This is a genomic window from Saccharopolyspora tripterygii (assembly GCF_054778355.1).
Genome location: NZ_BAAGZP010000001.1, coordinates 85531 through 102958 on the forward strand (window position 1 = coordinate 85531; position 17428 = coordinate 102958).

The window sequence follows — 17428 nt, forward strand, 5'->3', positions numbered from 1 at the left end:
CGGAAGCGCCGGTGCGCAGCTGGGCGAGGAGGGTGCGATGGCACGGGTTGCGGCGATCGACTGCGGGACGAACTCGATTCGCCTGCTGGTCGCGGACGTCACGGTGCACGACGACGGCCGCAAGGATCTGCGCGACATCTACCGCGCGATGCGCATCGTGCGACTCGGCCAGGGCGTGGACGCCACCGGCCGGTTCGCGCCGGAGGCGATCGAGCGCACCCGGGAAGCACTGGTCGAGTACGCCGCGATGGCCGCGCGCAAGGGAGTCGAGCGGGTTCGGATGGTGGCGACCTCGGCGACCCGCGACGCGGAGAACCGCGAAGACTTCTTCTCGATGGTGCGCGAGACGCTGGGCGTCGACGCCGAGGTGATCACCGGTGACGAGGAGGCCCGGCTGTCGTTCGTGGGCGCCGTGGGCGACCTCGATCCGCTGGACGGCCCGTTCGTGGTGACCGACGTCGGCGGCGGTTCGACCGAGGTCGTGGTGGGCAACTGGGACGGTGCGAACGCCGACATCATCGCGGCCCACTCGGCCGACATCGGCTGCGTGCGGCTGACCGAACGCTGCCTGCACAACGACCCGCCGACCGACGAAGAGGTGCTGGAGGCGGAGAAGGTCGCGCGGCAGGTGCTCGACGAGGCCTTCGTCCGGGTCGACGTCAGCGCGGCCCGGACCTGGGTCGGAGTGGCCGGAACGGTCACCACGCTGTCGGCGATCGCCCAGGATTTGCCCGAATACGACCCGCAGGCGATCCACCTTTCCCATATTTCCCAGAATCGCGTCGAACAAATCGCCGAACGCCTTCTTTCTGAATCCCATGAGGAACGCGCGAAGATCGGTTCGATGCACCCGGGTCGGGTGGACGTGATCGGCGGTGGTGCGCTGGTGGTCAAGGTCCTCGCGGCCGAGTTCTCCGAGCGCAGCGGCATCTCGTCGATGACAGCGAGCGAGCACGACATCCTCGACGGTATTGCCCTGTCGATCAGCTAGTTCCCAGATCGTGGACACTTCGTTCCGATTGCAAAGAACGGCAACGGAGAATCGATTCAGAAAGTGACGGCTTTGTGACACTGCATTGCCGCCGCCCGGTTCTCACTTATGTTTACGCACGTCTGACGCGACGGTGAAGAACCGTCGTGCGTGATGACCCCGGAAAAAACCAAGGCTGGGGCGCGCGTGGAAGCGGGAGGACCTACATGCGAAAGGGACGTTTGGCCGCAATGGTCGCGGCCCCGCTGGTGGTGGCGATGCTCGCCACCGGCTGCGGTGGCGGCGGCAGCGGCTCGGGAGAGGACGGCATCGTCTCCTTGCACTGGAGCGAGCCCGAGAACCCTCTGGTCCCGGCGAACACCACCGAAGAGATGGGTGGGTTCATCGTTGACGCCCTGTTCACCGGCTTGGTGAAGTACCGGGCCACGGACATGGAGCCGGAGAACGCGGTCGCGCAGTCGATCGAGACTACCGACAACACGAACTACACCATCAAGTTGAAGCCGGGCTGGACGTTCCACGACGGAACTCCGGTCAAGGCCAAGAACTTCGTGGACGCCTGGAACTACGCGGCCTACGGCCCGAACGGTCTTCAGGGTGCGAGCTTCTTCGAGCAGATCGACGGCTACGACGCCATGCAGAGCGAGGACCCCGACGAGGACGGTCCCGCGCAGGCGCCGAAGCCGGCGGCGGACAAGCTCTCCGGCCTGAACGTCGTCGACGACACCACGTTCACCGTCAAGCTCAAGGCCCCGCTGACCATCTTCCCCGTGATGCTGGGTTACTCGGCCTTCATGCCGATGCCGGACTCGTTCTTCCAGAACCCTGATGCGTTCGAGGAGCACCCGGTCGGCAACGGTCCGTTCAAGTTCGAGAACCGGACCCCGAACGTCGAGCTGAACGTCGCCGCGTACGACAAGTACGCGGGTGCCGACAAGCCGCAGATCAAGGGCGCCAACTTCAAGGTCTACAACGAGCTCGACACCGCCTACCAGGACCTGGTTTCCGGGAACCTGGACTTCCTCGAGGCCATTCCGGTCTCCGCGTTGGTCGGTGACAAGTGGAAGCAGGACCTCGGCGAGCGCGCGAAGCAGAAGCCGGGTCTGCTCACCCAGAACGTGGGCTTCCCGATCTACGACGAGCGGTTCAAGAACCCGCTGGTCCGCAAGGCGATCTCGATGTCGATCGACCGCAAGACCATCACTCAGCAGGTCTTCTCGGGTGGTCGTGACCCGGCGGACGGCTTCGCCACCGCCGCGGTCGAGGGCTATCGCCCGGGCCAGTGCGGCGAGGCGTGCGAGTTCAACCCGGAGAAGGCCAAGCAGTACCTGGCCCAGGCCGGTGGCTTCAAGGGCACTCTGACCCTGGAGTCCAACGCCGACGGCGGGCACGCCGAGTGGGTGCAGGCCGTGGCCGCGAGCATCCAGCAGAACCTGGGCGTCCCGACGCAGTTCGTGCCGGTGCCGACCTTCAGCGAATTCCGCCAGAAGGCCAACGCGTTCCAGTTCACCAGCATGTTCCGGACCGGTTGGAAGGCCGACTACCCGAACCTGGAGACGTTCCTGACGCAGCTGTACCGCACGGACGCGTCGTCGAACGACTACAAGTACTCCAACCCGGCCTTCGACAAGGCGCTGGACAAGGCGAACGCGGCTCCGACCATCGAGGACGCCACCAACGCCTACGCCGAAGCGGAGAAGCTGCTGGGCGAGGACCTGCCGGTCGTTCCGCTCTGGACTCAGCCGGTGCAGTACGGCTTCTCGGAGCGGATCGCTGAGGGCGAGGTTCTGGCCAACCGCAGGCTCGACCTCACCACGGTCAAGCTGAACCCGTAACAATCGAGTCCGTGCCCGGCCCGCCGCGACCCGGCGGGCCGGGCGCCTCTGAAGGAGGCCCGAATGGGTCGCTACGTGTTGCGGCGGTTGCTGCAACTGATCCCGGTTTTCATCGGGACGACTTTCATCATCTACCTGCTGGTGTGGGCGATCCCGGGCGATCCGTTCGCGGGCAAGTGCGGTGACCGCGGCTGCCCGCCGTCCTACATCGCGGAGATGAACGAGAAGTACAACCTCAACGATCCGCTGGTCGTGCAGTACTTCAAGTACCTGGGGAAGCTGCTCAGCGGTGACTTCGGGGAGACCTACTCCGGAACCGCGATCTCGTCGCTGCTCGAACAGGCCTACCCGGTCACCATCCGGCTCGCCATCGTCGCCCTGGTCATCGAGGGCGTCATCGGCCTGCTCGCCGGTGTCCTGACCGGCCTGCGCGGCCGCGGCTTCCTGGACAACCTGGTGCTGGTGTCCACCCTGTTCCTGATCGCGCTGCCGGTGTTCGTCACCGGTTTCGTGCTGCAGATCGTGCTCGGTTCCGAGCTGGGGCTGATCAAGACCACGGTGTCGTCCGACCCCTCGATCGGCGAACTCATCGTTCCCGGTTTCGTCCTCGGGTCGTTGTCCATGGCCTACGTCTCCAGGCTGACGCGCACCAGCATCATGGAGAACAAGCACGCGGACTTCGTGCGCACCGCCGTCGCCAAGGGCCTCGCGCCCCGCCGGGTCGTCGGGGTGCACATGCTGCGCAACTCCATGATCCCGGTGGTCACCTTCTTGGGAACCGACCTGGGCGCCCTCATGGGCGGCGCGATCGTCACCGAAGGCGTGTTCAACATCCGCGGCATCGGTGGTCTCGTCTACAAGGGCATCACCACCCAAGAAGGCACGACGGTGACCGGGATCGTCACCGTCCTGGTCCTGGTCTACCTGCTGATGAACCTGCTGGTGGACGTTCTCTACGCGGTGCTCGACCCGAGGATCCGATATGACTGACCCACGCCCCACCACGAGGCTCGCCGAAACCACCACCCCGGCGTCCGAGGTATCACCGGCGGACGACCAGAACGAGCGGGCCAAGAACGAGAAGCCCCGCGGACTCTGGAGCGACGCGTGGCGCGATCTGCGCCGCCGTCCCCTGTTCCTGGTGGCCTCCGCGCTCATCTTCCTGCTGCTGATCATCGCGGCGTTCCCGCAGTTGTTCACGCACACGGACCCGAACTTCCAGATCCTGACCAAGGCGCGCGACACCCCGTCCGCGGAGGCGTGGTTCGGCTACGACAACCTCGGCCGCGACCTCTACGCCAGGACGATCATCGGTGCCCGCGCGTCGATTCTGGTGGGTCTGGCGGCGACGCTGCTCACGGTGCTGCTCGGCGGTCTCATCGGCATCGTCGCCGGCTACTTTGGCGGCATCGTGGACACCCTGATCTCCCGGTTCTCCGAGATCTTCATGGGACTGCCGTTCGTGCTCGGCGCGATCGTCATCCTGACGACCTTCAACGCCGACATCAAGATCCCCAGCGGGACCCGGATCATCACCCAGGTGGTGCTGACCATCGCGGTGCTGTCCTGGCCGATCTCGATGCGCATCATGCGGTCGGCGGCGATCGCCGCCAAGCAGCAGGACTACGTCAAGGCCGCCCGCGCGCTCGGCGCCAGTTCGAGCCGGATCATCCTGCGGCACGTGCTGCCCAACACGCTGGCGCCGGTCCTGGTCTACGCGACCATCGCGCTGGGCGGGTTCATCGGCGCCGAGGCGACGCTGTCCTTCCTGGGCATCGGCCTGCGGGAACCGGTGGTCTCCTGGGGCGTGATGATCTCCGACTCGCGCAACTACATCCAGGCCGCACCGCACCTGCTGCTCTTCCCGGCCGGTTTCCTGGTGATCACGGTCCTGGCGTTCGTGATGCTCGGTGATGCCGTCCGCGACGCGCTCGACCCGAAGCAGAAGTAGGAGAAACCGCTGTGTCTGCCAACGAACAGAAGACCTCGGCGGAACCCCTGCTGGAGGTCGAGGACCTGCACGTCGAGTTCCGCACTCGGGACGGCGTCGCGAAGGTCCTCAACGGCGTCAACTACCAGGTCGATGCGGGTGAAACGCTGGCCGTGCTGGGCGAATCCGGCTCCGGCAAGAGCGTCACCGCGCAGACCGTGATGGGCATCCTGGACATCCCGCCGGGGGCGATCACGGGAGGTTCGATCCGCTACCGCGGCGAGGACCTGCTGACCGCCACCGAGGAGCGCAGGCGAGAGCTGCGCGGCGACTCGATGGCGATGATCTTCCAGGACGCGCTGTCGGCCCTGAACCCGGTCTACACGGTCGGCTTCCAGATCTCCGAGCAGTTGCGCACCCGTCGTGGCATGTCCCGCAAGGACGCCATGAGCAAGGCCGTGGAACTGCTGGACCAGGTCAAGATCCCGAACGCCAAGCAGCGCGTGAAGGAGTTCCCGCACCAGTTCTCCGGCGGCATGCGGCAGCGCGCGATGATCGCGATGTCGCTGGCGCTGGACCCGGACCTGCTCATCGCCGACGAGCCGACGACGGCGCTGGACGTCACCGTGCAGGCCCAGATCATGGACCTGCTCGACGAGCTGCGTCGCGAACGCGGGATGGGCCTGATCCTGATCACCCACGACCTGGGCGTGGTCGCCGAGGTCGCGGACCGGATCGTGGTGATGTACGCGGGCCGCATCGTCGAGAAGGCCGACGCGCACTCGCTGTACAAGACTCCGGGCCACCCCTACACCGACGGTCTGATGCGGTCGATACCGCGCCTGGACCTCAAGGGCCAGGAACTGGAGACGATCAAGGGCCTGCCGCCGAACCTGATGGCGGTGCCGCCCGGATGCCCGTTCCACCCGCGTTGCTCGCGGGCCGAGGACAAGTGCCGCACGGAGGTGCCCGCCGACCACAACCTCGGGTTGGGCCGGGTCAGCGCCTGCCACTTCGCGGAGGAGATGATGAGCCGTGGCTGAGCCGATCCTCCAGGTCCAGGACCTGGTCAAGCACTTCCCGGTGCGCGCGGGGCTCCCGCGGCGCACCGTCGGGCACGTGCGGGCGGTCGACGGCGTGTCCTTCGACCTCAACAAGGGCGAAACCCTCGGTGTCGTGGGCGAATCCGGTTGCGGCAAGTCCACGCTGGCGCAGGTGCTGATGCGGTTGGAGAACCCCACCGGCGGCACCGCGCTGTTCGAGGGCCGCGACATCTTCAAGATGCGCGGCTCCGAACTGCGGAAGCTGCGCCGGGACATGCAGATCGTGCTGCAGGACCCCTACACCTCGCTGAACCCGCGGCGCACCGTCGGCGACATCGTCGGCGAGCCCTTCGAGATCCACCCCGAGGTCGCCCCGAAGGGCGAGCGGCGCCGCAAGGTGCAGGAGCTGCTGGACGTCGTGGGCCTCAACCCGGAGCACATCCACCGCTACCCGCACCAGTTCTCGGGCGGTCAGCGGCAGCGCATCGGCATCGCCCGCGCGCTGGCGCTCAAGCCGAAGGTGATCGTCTGCGACGAACCGGTGTCGGCGCTGGACGTGTCGATCCAGGCGCAGGTGATGAACCTGCTGGGTGATCTGCAGGACGAGTTCGGGCTGTCCTACGTCTTCATCGCCCACGACCTCGGCGTGGTCCGGCACCTGTCGGACCGGGTCGCGGTGATGTACCTCGGCAAGATCGCCGAAGTCGGCACCGAGGACGACATCTACGAGCACCCGCAGCACCCGTACACCCAGGCGCTGCTGTCGGCGGTTCCGGTGCCGGACCCGACCTTGCGCGGCAAGCGCGAGGTCATCCGCCTCACCGGCGACGTCCCCAGCCCGGCCAACCCGCCGTCGGGCTGCCGCTTCCGCACCCGCTGCTGGAAGGCCCAGGACATCTGCGCCGAGAAGGCCCCGGAGCTGGAGGTCCGCCTCGGCGGGCACCCCTCGGCCTGCCACTTCGCCGAGGAAATCCCGCACGTCGTGGTCTGACACCGCACGAGAACCGGGCGCCCTCACCGAACTCGGGTGGGGGCGCCCTTTCGCGCGCTGCGTCGGGTCAGCGCCGCTCCGGCTGCTCGGGGTGGCTGAGGAGGAAGACCTTCGGGGCGACCCGCTGCATGTCTCCGCCGCGGGCCACGACCAGGCCGGCTGCGAAGTCGACGAGCTGGGTTGCTTCGGGACCCCGGACGTCGGTGAGGTCCATGAGAACCGCGTTGCCCTGTCGGTAGTAGTCGCCCACGTAGTAGACGTCGGCGTAGTTCTGCGGGTGCAGCGTCTTGACCACGTGCTCAGTGTCACCCAACCGGCCCAGGTGTCAAAGCCAACCACCCCCGCGCCGCAAAATTCCCCACCCCACGTCCCCAGGGGCCCAATTTCTTAAGTATTTGAACGTCACCCGGGTGAACGTCAAATACTTAAGAAATTGGAGCCCACGCTGGATCAGGAGTGGGTGATGAAGGTGGCGAGGTCTTCGGACTGCTGGATTCGGGACGGCTCGTGGACGTACATCATGTGGCCCGCCGGGTAGTAGCGGACGTCGATGTTGTCCCGCAGTTCCTCCGGAACCGGGAGCCGCGCCAGCACGTGCTCGGCGGCGAAGTACGGCGTGGCGCCGTCGGTGTACCCGCAGCCCACGTGCACCCGCAGGTGCGGGTTGGCCTGCATCGCGGAACCGAGCCGGTCCACGACGGACACCGCCGCGCCTTCGAACTCCTTGTACGACCAGGGCTGCACCCGGCCGGTCAGGGTCTCGTAGGGCAGATCGTTGCGGTAGTCGAGCTCTTCGCGCACGTAGTGGTTGATGGCCGCGGAGTAGGCGCCGCGGATGCCGGAGATGCTCGGGTCGTCGGTGAAGCGCTCCACCGCCGCGTCCGGTTCCCAACCGGTGAAGCGGCCGTCCATCCGCCCGACGGTCTTGCGCTGGTCGCGCAGCAGCTCGGTGAAGAACCGGAGGTGCTCGATGCGCAGGTTGACGCGGTCCACGTAGTCCTCGGACAGCCCGGACAGCTCGGCGACCTTGCGCACCACGTCGGCCCGCTCCTCGGCGGTCAGCCGCGCGCCGCGCGCGAGCGCCCACGCGTAGTCCCCGGCGGCGAACTTCTCGGCCTCGTCGAGGACGTCGCGCAGCGGGCGGTCGCCGTGCTTGCCGTGGTGGTGCGCGATGGCGGCGTAGGTGGGCAGGTACAGCGAGTACGGCAGGTCGTTGCCCTCGGTGAACCGGATCGTGCCCATGTCCAGCACAGACGAGATCAGCAGCAGTCCGTTCGGGTAGAGCCCGTGCCGCGACTGCAGGTGGTCGGCCACGGCCGCCGCGCGCAGCGTCCCGTAGGACTCACCCGCGAGGTACTTCGGCGACATCCACCGGCCGTTGCGGGTCGTCCACAGCCGGATGACCTCGGCGATCGACTCGATGTCGCCCTGGAAACCGTGGAACTCACCGGGTTTCCCGCCCTCGACGGCCCGCGAGTAGCCGGTCGACACGGGGTCGATGAACACCAGGTCGCTGTGCTTGAGCAGCGTGTCGGGGTTGTCGGCGAGCTCGTAGGGCGGCGGTGCGAGGTCGCCGGCGTCGCCGGAGAGTACCCGGCGCGGCCCGAGAACGCCCAGGTGCAGCCACACGCTCGCCGAACCCGGACCGCCGTTGAAGGCGAAGGTGACCGGGCGGTTGTGCTCCGGTGCGGCGTCGACGACGTAGGAGGTCAGGAACACCTCGGCCTTGGGCTTGTTCCCGTCGAACTTGCCGTCGGTGTAGACCTCGTCGCGCAGCACGACGCGTCCCGTGGTCGCGGTGTAGGACAGCTCGGTCCCGTCCGCGGTGATCGCGTGGTGCGTGCTGACCAGGTCGTCCACCGGTTCGGCGGGGGTGGTGTCCTGCTCGTCGGTCTTCTCCTCTGCCATGGCGCCCACAGTACGTGCCACCGGAGGCGTTCTCTGTCAGTTTTGAGGGGTGAACACCACCCCGGAGTTGATCACCGATCCGGTCGGCGACCCCGCCGACGCGGCCCCCGGCGCAGGCGATCTGACCGAGCTGGACGAGCTCGTCACCCGATGCGCGGCTTGCCCCCGGCTCGTCGAGTGGCGGGAGGAGGTCGCCCGCGTCAAGCGCGCCGCGTTCCGCGACCAGGAGTACTGGGGACGCCCGATCCCGGGTTTCGGGCCGCCCGACGCGCAGATCGCGATCGTTGGCCTCGCACCCGCGGCCCACGGCGCGAACCGCACCGGGCGGATGTTCACCGGGGACCGCTCCGGCGACGTGCTCTTCCAGGCGTTGCACGACGTCGGACTGGCCTCCCAGCCCGAGGCGGTGTCAATGCACGACGGCCTGACCTTGCGCAACATCCGGATCACCGCACCGGTCCGCTGCGCACCGCCCGCCAACAAGCCCACCCCGGCCGAGCGCGACACCTGCCGCCCGTGGCTCGTCCGCGAGCTCGATCTCATGCGCCCCACCCTGCGCGTCGTGGTCGTCCTGGGCGGTTTCGGCTGGCAGGCCCTGCTCCCGGTGCTGGCCGACGCGGTCTGGCAGGTCCCGCGCCCCCGCCCCAAGTTCGGCCACCTCGCCCACGCGGAACTCCCCGCCACCGACGGAGGCGCCCCGCTCCACCTCCTCGGCTGCTACCACGTCAGCCAGCAGAACACCTTCACCGGCAAGCTCACCCCGAAGATGCTCCGCGGCGTGCTGGAGCGGGCCAAGGAGCTGGCCGGGTCTCCGTGACCACGCCATTTGTGTCCTTGGGCGAACCAGCACTGGACCAGACATCTACGACCTCGATGTGGACGCGGTGTCGCGCGGGATGGCGAGAGCCAGGAGCGCACCCGCGACCATGACTGCTGTGCCGACCCAACCAGCGGTCCGCAAGCCGTCTACCAGGGCGTCGTGTAGAGAAACCGATGCTCCTGCGGCGGCAGTCGCGGTGCCCGCGACGGTATTGGCGATGCCGACCAAGACGGCCAGGCCAACAGCACCGCCGATGTACTGGGAAGTCGACGCCAGCGCGGCGGCAACCCCTTGTTCATCGGCATCCGTGCCGGTGGAAGCCGCCAGGAATATCGGCGGAAACCCGATGCCCGCGAACAGCGCCCAGGCGATCACTCCGGGAAACGCCGTCCAGTACGAGCCGCCGTTGGAAATGCCTGTGGAGAAAATCGCCATGGACACGCCGAATCCCGCCATCCCGGTGAACAGCGTGACCCGCAGTCCCCAACGCTTCAACAGGCGAGGGAACACAACTCCGGAACCGATCATGCTGAGCACGCTCAGCGGTAGGAAACCCAGACCGGTCGCCAGCGCGCTGTAGCCGAGCACCTCCTGCATGTAGGTCGTAAACACGTAGTACTCGGTGGCGATCGCGCTCATGAACACGAAAGCCACGGCGGTGGCAACAGCCAGGTTGCGGTTTCTGAACATGCGCAGCGGAACGAGCGCATGGCTCGCGCGCCGTTCAAGGAGGAGAAACACCGCGAGCAGAGCCACCCCGAAGACCAGGCAGCCCGTAGCCCGGAAGGTCATCCACCCCGACTCGGGGCCGCTGACAAGGCCGAACACCACCAAGGTCGAACCAGCGGTGGCCAGCAACGCCCCCGGGAGGTCGAACCCGCTGACGTTCGGCCTGCCGCGCCCGCGATCCGTTGGCAGCAGAGCGAATCCCGCGGCCAGGGCGACGAGCGTGAATGGGACGTTGACAAACAACACCCACTCCCAGCCGAGGAACCCGGTGAGCACACCACCACCGAGAGCACCGAGCGCTGCACCGGAGCTTCCAGCGATACCCCAGACCGCGAGCGCGCCCGTGCGTGCCGGTCCTTCTTCGAAACTCGTGTTGATCAGCTTGAGCGTGGACGGGATCAGCAGCGCGGCACCCAAGCCTTGGACGGCGCGGGCGGCCACGAGCATTTCCGGTCGGGTGGCCAGGCCGCCGACCAACGACGACAGCCCGAAGATCACCGTCCCGGCGACGAAGACGTGGCGCGCGCCCAGCCGATCCGCTGCGCGGCCGCCCACCAACAGGCAACCGCCCAACGTCACGGTGTACGCGCTGACCACCCACTGGAGTGACTGGACGCTGAAGCCCAGTTCGCGCCCGATCTGCGGTAGCGCGACGAAGACGATGTCGAAGTCGACCGCGACGATCAACTGCGCCAATGCCAGCAACGCCAAGACCGCGCGAGGTCGGTGCTTTCGACTCGGTGGCGTTGTTTCCTGAATATCGCGGTGCGTGGTGGACACTGCCTGCTCCTCTGAACTGCTTGGTGCACTATTTGTTACAGAGGAGATGTTCTGTGATCCTTGGTCAGGCCGGAAGGAGGCAGTTTTATGTCCCAAAGGAACACTGATGTGTCCGAGCAGGTCAGCGGCCATGCCTGCGCGCTCACCGAGGTCGTTGACCGCGTGAGCGGCAAATGGAGCATCGGCATCCTGGTCGCCGCTGCCGCCGGTCCTATCCGATTCACAGAGCTGGAACGAGCCATCGAGGGGATCAGCCGGCGCATGCTGACCTTGACCCTGCGCAACCTCGAACGCGACGGACTGCTGATCCGCACCGTCTACCCGACGGTTCCTCCGAAGGTCGAATACACGCTGACCGACGTCGCGTGGGAACTGCACGAGTCCCTGGCCGGACTGACAGCCTGGGCCGAACGCCACCGCGCCACGATCGCGATGGCCCGCAAGGCGTACGACCAAGCCAACGGCGACCAGGAGTCCAGTGCCGGGTAGGCGGGGGCCGACCGTATGGTTCCAGCGAGTCCCTGAATCCAAAGTGGTGAAGAACCGCGTGCACCTGGACGTGCGAGTTCCGGGCGAGGAGCTCGACCCGCTGGTCGACCGGCTGCTGGGGCTCGGAGGCCGCGAGGTTCGGGTGGAGCCCGGCTTCACGGTGCTGGCCGACCCCGAGGGCAACGAGCTCTGCCTCACCCGCTGAGCCGGGATCCGGGCGCGGCGGACGAGGATCAGTCCAGGCAGAACTCGTTGCCCTCCGGGTCCGTCATGACGATGAAGCCGGATTCCATCGGTGGGGCCGGGTCGACTCGGCGCTGCTTCGCGGCGCCGAGCGCGACCAGGCGTTCGCACTCCGCTTCTAGGGCCGCCATCCGGTCGTCGCCCTGGAGGCCGGGTGCTGCCCGGACGTCGAGGTGCAGGCGGTTCTTCACCTGCTTCGGTTCCGGAACCCGCTGGAAGAACAGGCGAGGTCCGACGCCCTCGGGATCCACGCACGCCCAGCGCGTGTCGCGCTCCTCCTGGGGCAGGGTCGCCGAGAACGCCTCCCACGAGTCGAAACCCGGTGGTGGGGGAGGTGTCTCGTACCCGAGAACCTGGTTCCAGAACAGTCCCAGCGCCTGCGGGTGCGCGCAGTCGAACGTGATCTGAACCGTGCGTATCGGACTCATGCACCGACTGTAGGGCCGAACACCGACACGTGCGCTCAGGCCGCCGGGGCCGGGGTCGCCTGGCCGGTGGACTTGGTTCCGGGGTTCGGGACCGTGGGCAGTTTTGGTCTGAATTGACCGGGCATTTCGGACCTGATCATGGGACGGTTCGGACCAAAACTGCCCAGAGCCCAGGCGGCATCACGTGAGGGAGTAGGCCAGGGTGAGGTCGTAGCCGTCTTCGGAGTGGCCTGCGATGGTGAGTTCGGCTTCGCCTCGGAGGGTTTCGAGGCCTCCGGTGCCCATGCCGGGGATGACCTGGACGTGGGCCGAGACGGAAGCCTTGTCCTGGCTCCCGACGTGCTGGAAGACGCAGGTGCCTTCGTGACCTGCGATGGAGCCTTCGAAGTGCTCGAAGGCGAGGACCGGGGCCGCATCGGCCTTGTAGGAGATGAGGTAGGTCAGGGTGCTCGTGCCCTCGATCTCGCCGGTGTAGGTGTAGCGGACCTCGGCGCGGGTGATGCCCCGGTTCGGGTAGTAGGCGTCTCCCGCGGTGGTGCCTTCGCCGTCGATGTCGACGACGAGGTGTTCCGACCACGCGGTGACGGTGAAGCGGGCCGCGGCTTTGTGCTGGTAGGTCATGCTCTCGACGCTAGGCCGGGCCGTTTCGCCGGTCTTGAACAAACGCGACGGCTTACGCTTCAAGCCATGTCGAAAGCCGGGCGGCCCGAGGCGATCGTGCGCCCGAAGGCGGGGGAGCGGGCGTTCGAGGTGGGACGCCTCGAACCGGATCCTGCGCTGGCCGAGTTCGTCGACTACTACTGGCTCGTCCGCTGGAACGTCACCGGTGAGCACCGGCAGCAGGTCGTGCCGCAGCCGCGCGTCCACGTCGCGGCGGAGGACGGCAGGCTCTGGGTCCACGGGGTTTCCCGCGAACCGTTCTTCCGGACGCTGACCGGAGTCGGGCACGTGCTCGGCGCCGCCTTCCACCCCGGCGGCTTCCGGGCGCTGCTGAGGGGCGGCGTCGGGACCATCTCGGGAACCGTCCGGTCCGCCGAGAAAGTCCTGGGCCACGACGACCGCGCCGCCGCCGAGCAGATCCTGGCCACGAGCGACACCGCCGCGATCGTCCCGGTCCTCGACGCCTACCTGCTGGCCTGCGAACCCGAACCGGATCCCACCGGGCGCGAAGTGACGGACCTGGTCGACGAGGTCCGGCGGAGGCCGGACATCGTGCGCGCCGAGCAGCTGGCCGAGCACGCCGGACTCAGCACGCGCAGCCTCCAGCGCCTGTTCTCTGACTACGTGGGAATCGGCCCCAAGTGGGTCATCCAGCGCTCCCGCCTCCTCGACGCGACCGCGGCCGCCCATTCCGGTGAACCGGTCGACTGGTCCGGTCTCGCCGCGACGCTCGGATTCAGCGACCAGGCCCACCTGACCCGCGTGTTCACCCAGGTCGTCGGCACATCGCCCGAGCGGTACCGACGGGACCCCGGCACGGCTCGGTGAGCGGTGAACGTCGGTGGGGCGTGGGAGGTTTCCAGGCATGACCGATGAGAAGGCGATGTTGCGGCGCTACCTGGACGACGGCCGGGAGGCCGTGCGGTGGAAGGCAGACGGGCTCTCCGAGCACGACCTGCGCCGGCCGATGACGCCGACCGGGACCAACGTGCTGGGCGTGATCAAGCACCTGGCGACCATGGAGCTCGGGTACTTCGGCGACGTCTTCGGGCGCCCGTCGGGGATCCCGACGCCGTGGATGGAGCCGGGTGCCGAGTTCAACGCGGACCTGTGGGCCACCGCCGACGAGTCGAGCGCGTGGGTGCTCGGCCTCTACGACCGCGCGTGCGCGCACGCGAACGCGACGATCGACGCGCTCGATCTCGACTCGCCGGGATCCGTGCCGTGGTGGCCGAGCGGCGATGTCACGCTGCACCGGATCCTCGTGCACATGGTGCAGGAAACCGGCAGGCACGCGGGGCATCTCGACATCGTCCGCGAACTCATCGACGGAGCCGTCGGCCGCGGACCGGGCAACGACAACATGGCCGGCGACGACGAGGCGCAGTGGCGGGAGCACCGCGACCGGCTGGAGCGGATCGCCCGGGAGGCGTGATCCACCAGCAGGATTTCCGGCAGGGCACCGCGATTCGCGGATCCGCCGCAGGTGGAGCTCGACTTGATCAAGAAATGGTGCGGGCTTGGCGTACCTCGCCGGAGATTCGGTAGGGTGAGCCGCAACCAGGACCCCTGACACCAGAGGCGATCTCTGGTCGAAGCCGCCCTCCGCTCTTGTTCGTTACAGAGCGCGTACGCAGCGCGTATGTTCGCCTACCGCGCGTTGATCGTGATCGATGCCACTCGCGACTGGCGTCACATTAAGGGGGGTAGCTGCAGCGCGCTCACGGTATGTGGTGCGACCATAAAGTCATGGCTGGTAAATCCGATCCCACGCGGATTCTCATCCTCGGCGGCGGTTACGTCGGCATGTACACGGCACTTCAGCTGCAGAAGAAGCTGGGGCGTCGTGAGGCCTCCGTGACGGTCGTCGATCCTCAGCCGCACATGACCTACCAGCCCTTCCTGCCGGAAGCGGCCGCGGGTTCGGTTGAACCCCGCCACGTGGTAGCGCCACTGCGACGAGTGTTGAAGCGGTGCCATGTGATCACCGCGTCTGTCACCGAGATCAAGAACGACGAGAAGCTCGTCACGATCGAGAACCCGCAGAGCGGTTCCGAGACCCTCGCCTACGACGTCCTCGTCGTGGCGCTCGGTTCGGTGTCCCGGCTGCTGCCGATCCCCGGCCTCGCCGAGGAAGGCATCGGGCTCAAGACCGTGGGCGAGGCGACGTACTTGCGCAACCACGTGCTGGCCAAGATGGACGCCGCGGCCAACACCGACGACGAGGAGCTGCGCAAGCGGCTGCTCACCTTCACCTTCGTCGGTGGTGGGTTCGCGGGCGTCGAGGCGCTGGCCGAGCTGGAGGACATGGCCCGCTACGCGAGCCGTGACTACGCGAACCTGGGCCCGGACGACATGTCCTGGGTGCTCGTCGAAGCTGCCGGCCGGGTGATGCCAGAGGTCAGCGAGAAGATGGGCGTCTACGTCGTCAAGGCCCTCGAAGAGCGCGGCATCAAGGTCTACCTGAACACCTTCCTGAAGTCGGTCGAAGGCGGTCACGCCGTCCTGTCCGACGGCACGGAGTTCGACACCGACACCCTGGTGTGGAACGCCGGTGTGAAGGCCAACCCGGTGGTCAAGAACAGCGATCTGCCGCTGGACGAGCGAGGCCGCGTCAAGGCTTCGGCGCACATGCAGGTCGACGGGCTGCCCGAGGTCTGGGCCGCCGGTGACGTCGCCGCCGTTCCGGACCTGTCCAAGACCGACGAGGACCCGACCGCCACCTGCGCGCCGTCCGCGCAGCACGCGGTCCGCCAGGCCGACCAGCTCGCCAAGAACGTGCTGGCCTCACTGCGCGGCAAGCAGACCAAGGAGTACCGGCACGCCTACGCCGGCTCGGTCGCCGGCCTGGGTCTCTACAAGGGTGTCGCCGACGTCTACGGCTTCAAGGCCAAGGGCTTCATCGCGTGGTTCATGCACCGCAGCTACCACGTGAGCCGGATGCCCACCTTCAACCGGAAGATGCGGATCGTCATCGACTGGACGCTGGCCTTCCTGTTCAAGCGGGAAGCCGTGTCCATGGGTCAGATCGAGAACCCGCGGGCCGCCTTCGAGCGGGCCGCCAAGGACTGACGCCACTTCGAGCCGAACGACACCGAGGCCGCGCGTCGACGTTGACGCGCGGCCGTCATGTTTCAAGATCCTCGTCCGAGCGGTGGACAACCCAGCCCGCTATCCTTGACAATCAGTAGCGAGTAAACGAAGACTCAGTTCAGGTGTTCACCTGAAAGGATGCGTCACCAGGGGGAAGGGGTGAATCCCTTGACGCTCAAAGAACTGGCAGCGATCTTGCGCAGTGGCGACGCGCAGGACGGGCCGATCGCCGAGTTCGAAGCGGATTACGCCGAAGCCTCGAAGGTGTTCCGCAAGAAGGACGACTGATCATGGGCGAGGCGGAGAACCGGCCCGCTGATCTGGGGGAACGGTCCGAACCGGAGCTCCGCCCGACGCCGGTGCTGCTGCAGGGACAGGACTACTTCGTCCGCGCACCCGGCACTCCGCTCGACTTCCAAGAACGCATGTACCAGGCGGGACTGGTCGAGGAGGAGCCCGGCGACCCGGTTCCCTGCGTTCTCGTGCTCTCGCGCGCGACCGACATGGAGATGAACGAGCTCTCCCTCGCGCTGGCCGAGCACGACATCCGCATGGTGCGCATCGACGCCGACCGCTGCCTCGACCTCCCACTGACGGTCTACGCGGATACTCCTCTGATCGAATTCCACCGCTGGCTCTTGCGCCCGGTACTGATCTGGCGGCGACACTTCGACATGACCGCCGTACCCGTTGACGCCGCAACCGTCTACGGGGCCTATGTTCGTGAGCAGTGGCAGGCGGTCGGCAACTGGCTGACCACGAGGGACGATTGGGATCGGGTGAACACGGGGCGGTCCGGCGACGGTGTCGACCGGCTGACGCAGCTGCAGGGCGCGGCGTCGGTCGGCATGCGCGTGCCGCGAACCTCCGTCACCACGATGCCCGGGCGCAGCCGTCCCGGCGGCGCGCAGTGCATCGTCAAGACCGCCGGTCACCACATGCTCGAACCCGAACCCGGTGCGCTGCGCGGCCTGTTCCCGCAGCCCCTCGACATCCGCCGCACCGGCGACGAGGCGCGCGAGCCGGCCCCGGTGCTGGTCCAGCAGTACCTCGAAGCCGACGAGGAGTTGCGGGTGTTCGTGGTGGGGGAGCGCGCGATCGGTTTCCGGGTGAACAAGCTCGACCCGGCTCAGCTGTGGGTCGATCCGGAGTCGGTCGTGGTGGAGACGGTGGACATCCCCGACGATCTGGCTCGACGACTCCTGCAGCTGTGCGAGCGCTGGCGGCTGGACGTGGCGGGTTTCGACCTGCTGCGCGTCGGCGGCGAGTGGGTGTTCCTGGAGGTCAACGTCAACTGCGACTGGCGCTGGTTCGAGCAACGCGCCGACAGCAAGGACGTGTCGAGCGCGGTGCACGACTGGGTTCGTTCGAGGTTCGACGAGCTCGCGGCGTCCGCGACGGTGGGTGAATGGGGCAGCTGGTGACCAGACCACGTGGGTGTGGAATCTGTCCGCGCGCGGGAACCTTAGGCGGTTCTCCCGCGTCCTA

At 67.4% G+C, this 17428-nt stretch carries 18 protein-coding genes; 13 read left to right on the forward strand and 5 right to left on the reverse strand.

The annotated features are described in order from the left end of the window. Nucleotides 1-37: 37 nt before the first annotated feature. From ACYVF3_RS00430 to ACYVF3_RS00455, 6 genes are all read left to right on the forward strand, one after another. Nucleotides 38-991, forward strand: coding sequence for a Ppx/GppA phosphatase family protein (locus ACYVF3_RS00430; protein ID WP_461152282.1), 954 nt, complete (start codon nt 38-40; stop codon nt 989-991). A gap of 206 nt (nt 992-1197) precedes the next feature. Further along, nucleotides 1198-2826: a peptide ABC transporter substrate-binding protein gene (locus ACYVF3_RS00435; protein ID WP_461152283.1), complete on the forward strand. Its 1629-nt coding sequence runs from the start codon at nt 1198-1200 to the stop codon at nt 2824-2826. 63 nt (nt 2827-2889) lie between these two features. Then, a complete protein-coding gene (locus tag ACYVF3_RS00440) occupies nt 2890-3816 on the forward strand; it encodes an ABC transporter permease (protein WP_461152284.1) in 927 nt (308 codons plus the stop codon). Continuing rightward, the gene (locus ACYVF3_RS00445; RefSeq protein WP_461152285.1) at nt 3809-4777 is read left to right on the forward strand and encodes an ABC transporter permease; all 969 of its coding nucleotides are present in this window, start codon (nt 3809-3811) and stop codon (nt 4775-4777) included. Before ACYVF3_RS00440 ends, ACYVF3_RS00445 begins: the two co-directional genes overlap by 8 nt. Nucleotides 4778-4788: 11 nt before the next feature. Beyond that, entirely contained in the window at nt 4789-5799 is a 1011-nt protein-coding gene (locus tag ACYVF3_RS00450) for an ABC transporter ATP-binding protein (protein ID WP_461152286.1), read from the forward strand. Then, nucleotides 5792-6790 (forward strand): ABC transporter ATP-binding protein, encoded by a 999-nt coding sequence (locus ACYVF3_RS00455; protein WP_461152287.1) that lies wholly within the window; start codon nt 5792-5794, stop codon nt 6788-6790. Before ACYVF3_RS00450 ends, ACYVF3_RS00455 begins: the two co-directional genes overlap by 8 nt. A 67-nt stretch (nt 6791-6857) precedes the next feature. Here ACYVF3_RS00455 and ACYVF3_RS00460 read toward each other — a convergent pair whose 3' ends face one another. Together ACYVF3_RS00460 and ACYVF3_RS00465 are read right to left on the reverse strand one after the other, a co-directional pair. Then, nucleotides 6858-7085: a cell division protein SepF gene (locus ACYVF3_RS00460; protein ID WP_461152288.1), complete on the reverse strand. Its 228-nt coding sequence runs from the start codon at nt 7083-7085 to the stop codon at nt 6858-6860. Between the two features lie 155 nt (nt 7086-7240). Further along, nucleotides 7241-8698, reverse strand: coding sequence for a S10 family peptidase (locus tag ACYVF3_RS00465; protein ID WP_461152289.1), 1458 nt, complete (start codon nt 8696-8698; stop codon nt 7241-7243). 67 nt (nt 8699-8765) lie between these two features. Between ACYVF3_RS00465 and ACYVF3_RS00470 the strand changes: the two genes are divergently transcribed. Then, nucleotides 8766-9515, forward strand: a complete 750-nt coding sequence (locus ACYVF3_RS00470; RefSeq protein WP_461152614.1) for a uracil-DNA glycosylase — start codon at nt 8766-8768, stop codon at nt 9513-9515. A gap of 45 nt (nt 9516-9560) precedes the next feature. On the opposite strand, the gene ACYVF3_RS00475 is transcribed toward ACYVF3_RS00470, so the two are convergent. Beyond that, a complete protein-coding gene (locus ACYVF3_RS00475; RefSeq protein WP_461152290.1) occupies nt 9561-11027 on the reverse strand; it encodes an MFS transporter in 1467 nt (488 codons plus the stop codon). Nucleotides 11028-11114: 87 nt separating this feature from the next. On the opposite strand from ACYVF3_RS00475, the gene ACYVF3_RS00480 reads away from it, so the two are divergent. Together ACYVF3_RS00480 and ACYVF3_RS00485 are read left to right on the forward strand one after the other, a co-directional pair. After that, complete coding sequence (locus ACYVF3_RS00480; RefSeq protein ID WP_461152291.1) at nt 11115-11516, forward strand: winged helix-turn-helix transcriptional regulator; 402 nt, start codon at nt 11115-11117, stop codon at nt 11514-11516. Further along, nucleotides 11506-11721 (forward strand): VOC family protein, encoded by a 216-nt coding sequence (locus ACYVF3_RS00485; RefSeq protein WP_461152292.1) that lies wholly within the window; start codon nt 11506-11508, stop codon nt 11719-11721. The genes ACYVF3_RS00480 and ACYVF3_RS00485 overlap by 11 nt, the downstream gene beginning before the upstream one ends. Nucleotides 11722-11749: 28 nt before the next feature. Here the strand turns inward: ACYVF3_RS00485 and ACYVF3_RS00490 are convergent, their stop codons facing one another. Then, the gene (locus ACYVF3_RS00490; RefSeq protein ID WP_461152293.1) at nt 11750-12187 is read right to left on the reverse strand and encodes a VOC family protein; all 438 of its coding nucleotides are present in this window, start codon (nt 12185-12187) and stop codon (nt 11750-11752) included. Nucleotides 12188-12367: 180 nt separating this feature from the next. After that, complete coding sequence (locus tag ACYVF3_RS00495; protein WP_461152294.1) at nt 12368-12808, reverse strand: DUF3224 domain-containing protein; 441 nt, start codon at nt 12806-12808, stop codon at nt 12368-12370. A 66-nt stretch (nt 12809-12874) separates the two neighbouring features. Between ACYVF3_RS00495 and ACYVF3_RS00500 the strand changes: the two genes are divergently transcribed. The 4 genes from ACYVF3_RS00500 (at nt 12875) to ACYVF3_RS00515 (ending at nt 17364) form a co-directional block, all read left to right on the forward strand. Beyond that, nucleotides 12875-13675 carry a DUF6597 domain-containing transcriptional factor gene (locus tag ACYVF3_RS00500; protein ID WP_461152295.1) on the forward strand — a complete coding sequence of 267 codons (801 nt, stop codon included), beginning with the start codon at nt 12875-12877 and terminating at the stop codon, nt 13673-13675. A gap of 37 nt (nt 13676-13712) precedes the next feature. Next, complete coding sequence (locus ACYVF3_RS00505) at nt 13713-14282, forward strand: DinB family protein (RefSeq protein ID WP_461152296.1); 570 nt, start codon at nt 13713-13715, stop codon at nt 14280-14282. Between the two features lie 314 nt (nt 14283-14596). Beyond that, nucleotides 14597-15919, forward strand: coding sequence for an NAD(P)/FAD-dependent oxidoreductase (locus tag ACYVF3_RS00510; protein WP_461152297.1), 1323 nt, complete (start codon nt 14597-14599; stop codon nt 15917-15919). A gap of 311 nt (nt 15920-16230) precedes the next feature. Continuing rightward, nucleotides 16231-17364, forward strand: a complete 1134-nt coding sequence (locus tag ACYVF3_RS00515; RefSeq protein ID WP_461152298.1) for an ATP-grasp domain-containing protein — start codon at nt 16231-16233, stop codon at nt 17362-17364. The last annotated feature ends 64 nt before the right edge of the window (nt 17365-17428 follow it).

Bases quoted from the DNA above. Each gene is read 5' to 3' on its own strand.
- ACYVF3_RS00430 (WP_461152282.1), top strand. From the start codon at position 38: ATGGCACGGGTTGCGGCGATCGACTGCGGGACGAACTCGATTCGCCTG.
- ACYVF3_RS00435 (WP_461152283.1), top strand. From the start codon at position 1,198: ATGCGAAAGGGACGTTTGGCCGCAATGGTCGCGGCCCCGCTGGTGGTG.
- ACYVF3_RS00440 (WP_461152284.1), top strand. From the start codon at position 2,890: ATGGGTCGCTACGTGTTGCGGCGGTTGCTGCAACTGATCCCGGTTTTC.
- ACYVF3_RS00445 (WP_461152285.1), top strand. From the start codon at position 3,809: ATGACTGACCCACGCCCCACCACGAGGCTCGCCGAAACCACCACCCCG.
- ACYVF3_RS00465 (WP_461152289.1), bottom strand. From the start codon at position 8,698: ATGGCAGAGGAGAAGACCGACGAGCAGGACACCACCCCCGCCGAACCG.
- ACYVF3_RS00480 (WP_461152291.1), top strand. From the start codon at position 11,115: ATGTCCCAAAGGAACACTGATGTGTCCGAGCAGGTCAGCGGCCATGCC.
- ACYVF3_RS00490 (WP_461152293.1), bottom strand. From the start codon at position 12,187: ATGAGTCCGATACGCACGGTTCAGATCACGTTCGACTGCGCGCACCCG.
- ACYVF3_RS00495 (WP_461152294.1), bottom strand. From the start codon at position 12,808: ATGACCTACCAGCACAAAGCCGCGGCCCGCTTCACCGTCACCGCGTGG.
- ACYVF3_RS00500 (WP_461152295.1), top strand. From the start codon at position 12,875: ATGTCGAAAGCCGGGCGGCCCGAGGCGATCGTGCGCCCGAAGGCGGGG.
- ACYVF3_RS00505 (WP_461152296.1), top strand. From the start codon at position 13,713: ATGACCGATGAGAAGGCGATGTTGCGGCGCTACCTGGACGACGGCCGG.
- ACYVF3_RS00510 (WP_461152297.1), top strand. From the start codon at position 14,597: ATGGCTGGTAAATCCGATCCCACGCGGATTCTCATCCTCGGCGGCGGT.
- ACYVF3_RS00515 (WP_461152298.1), top strand. From the start codon at position 16,231: ATGGGCGAGGCGGAGAACCGGCCCGCTGATCTGGGGGAACGGTCCGAA.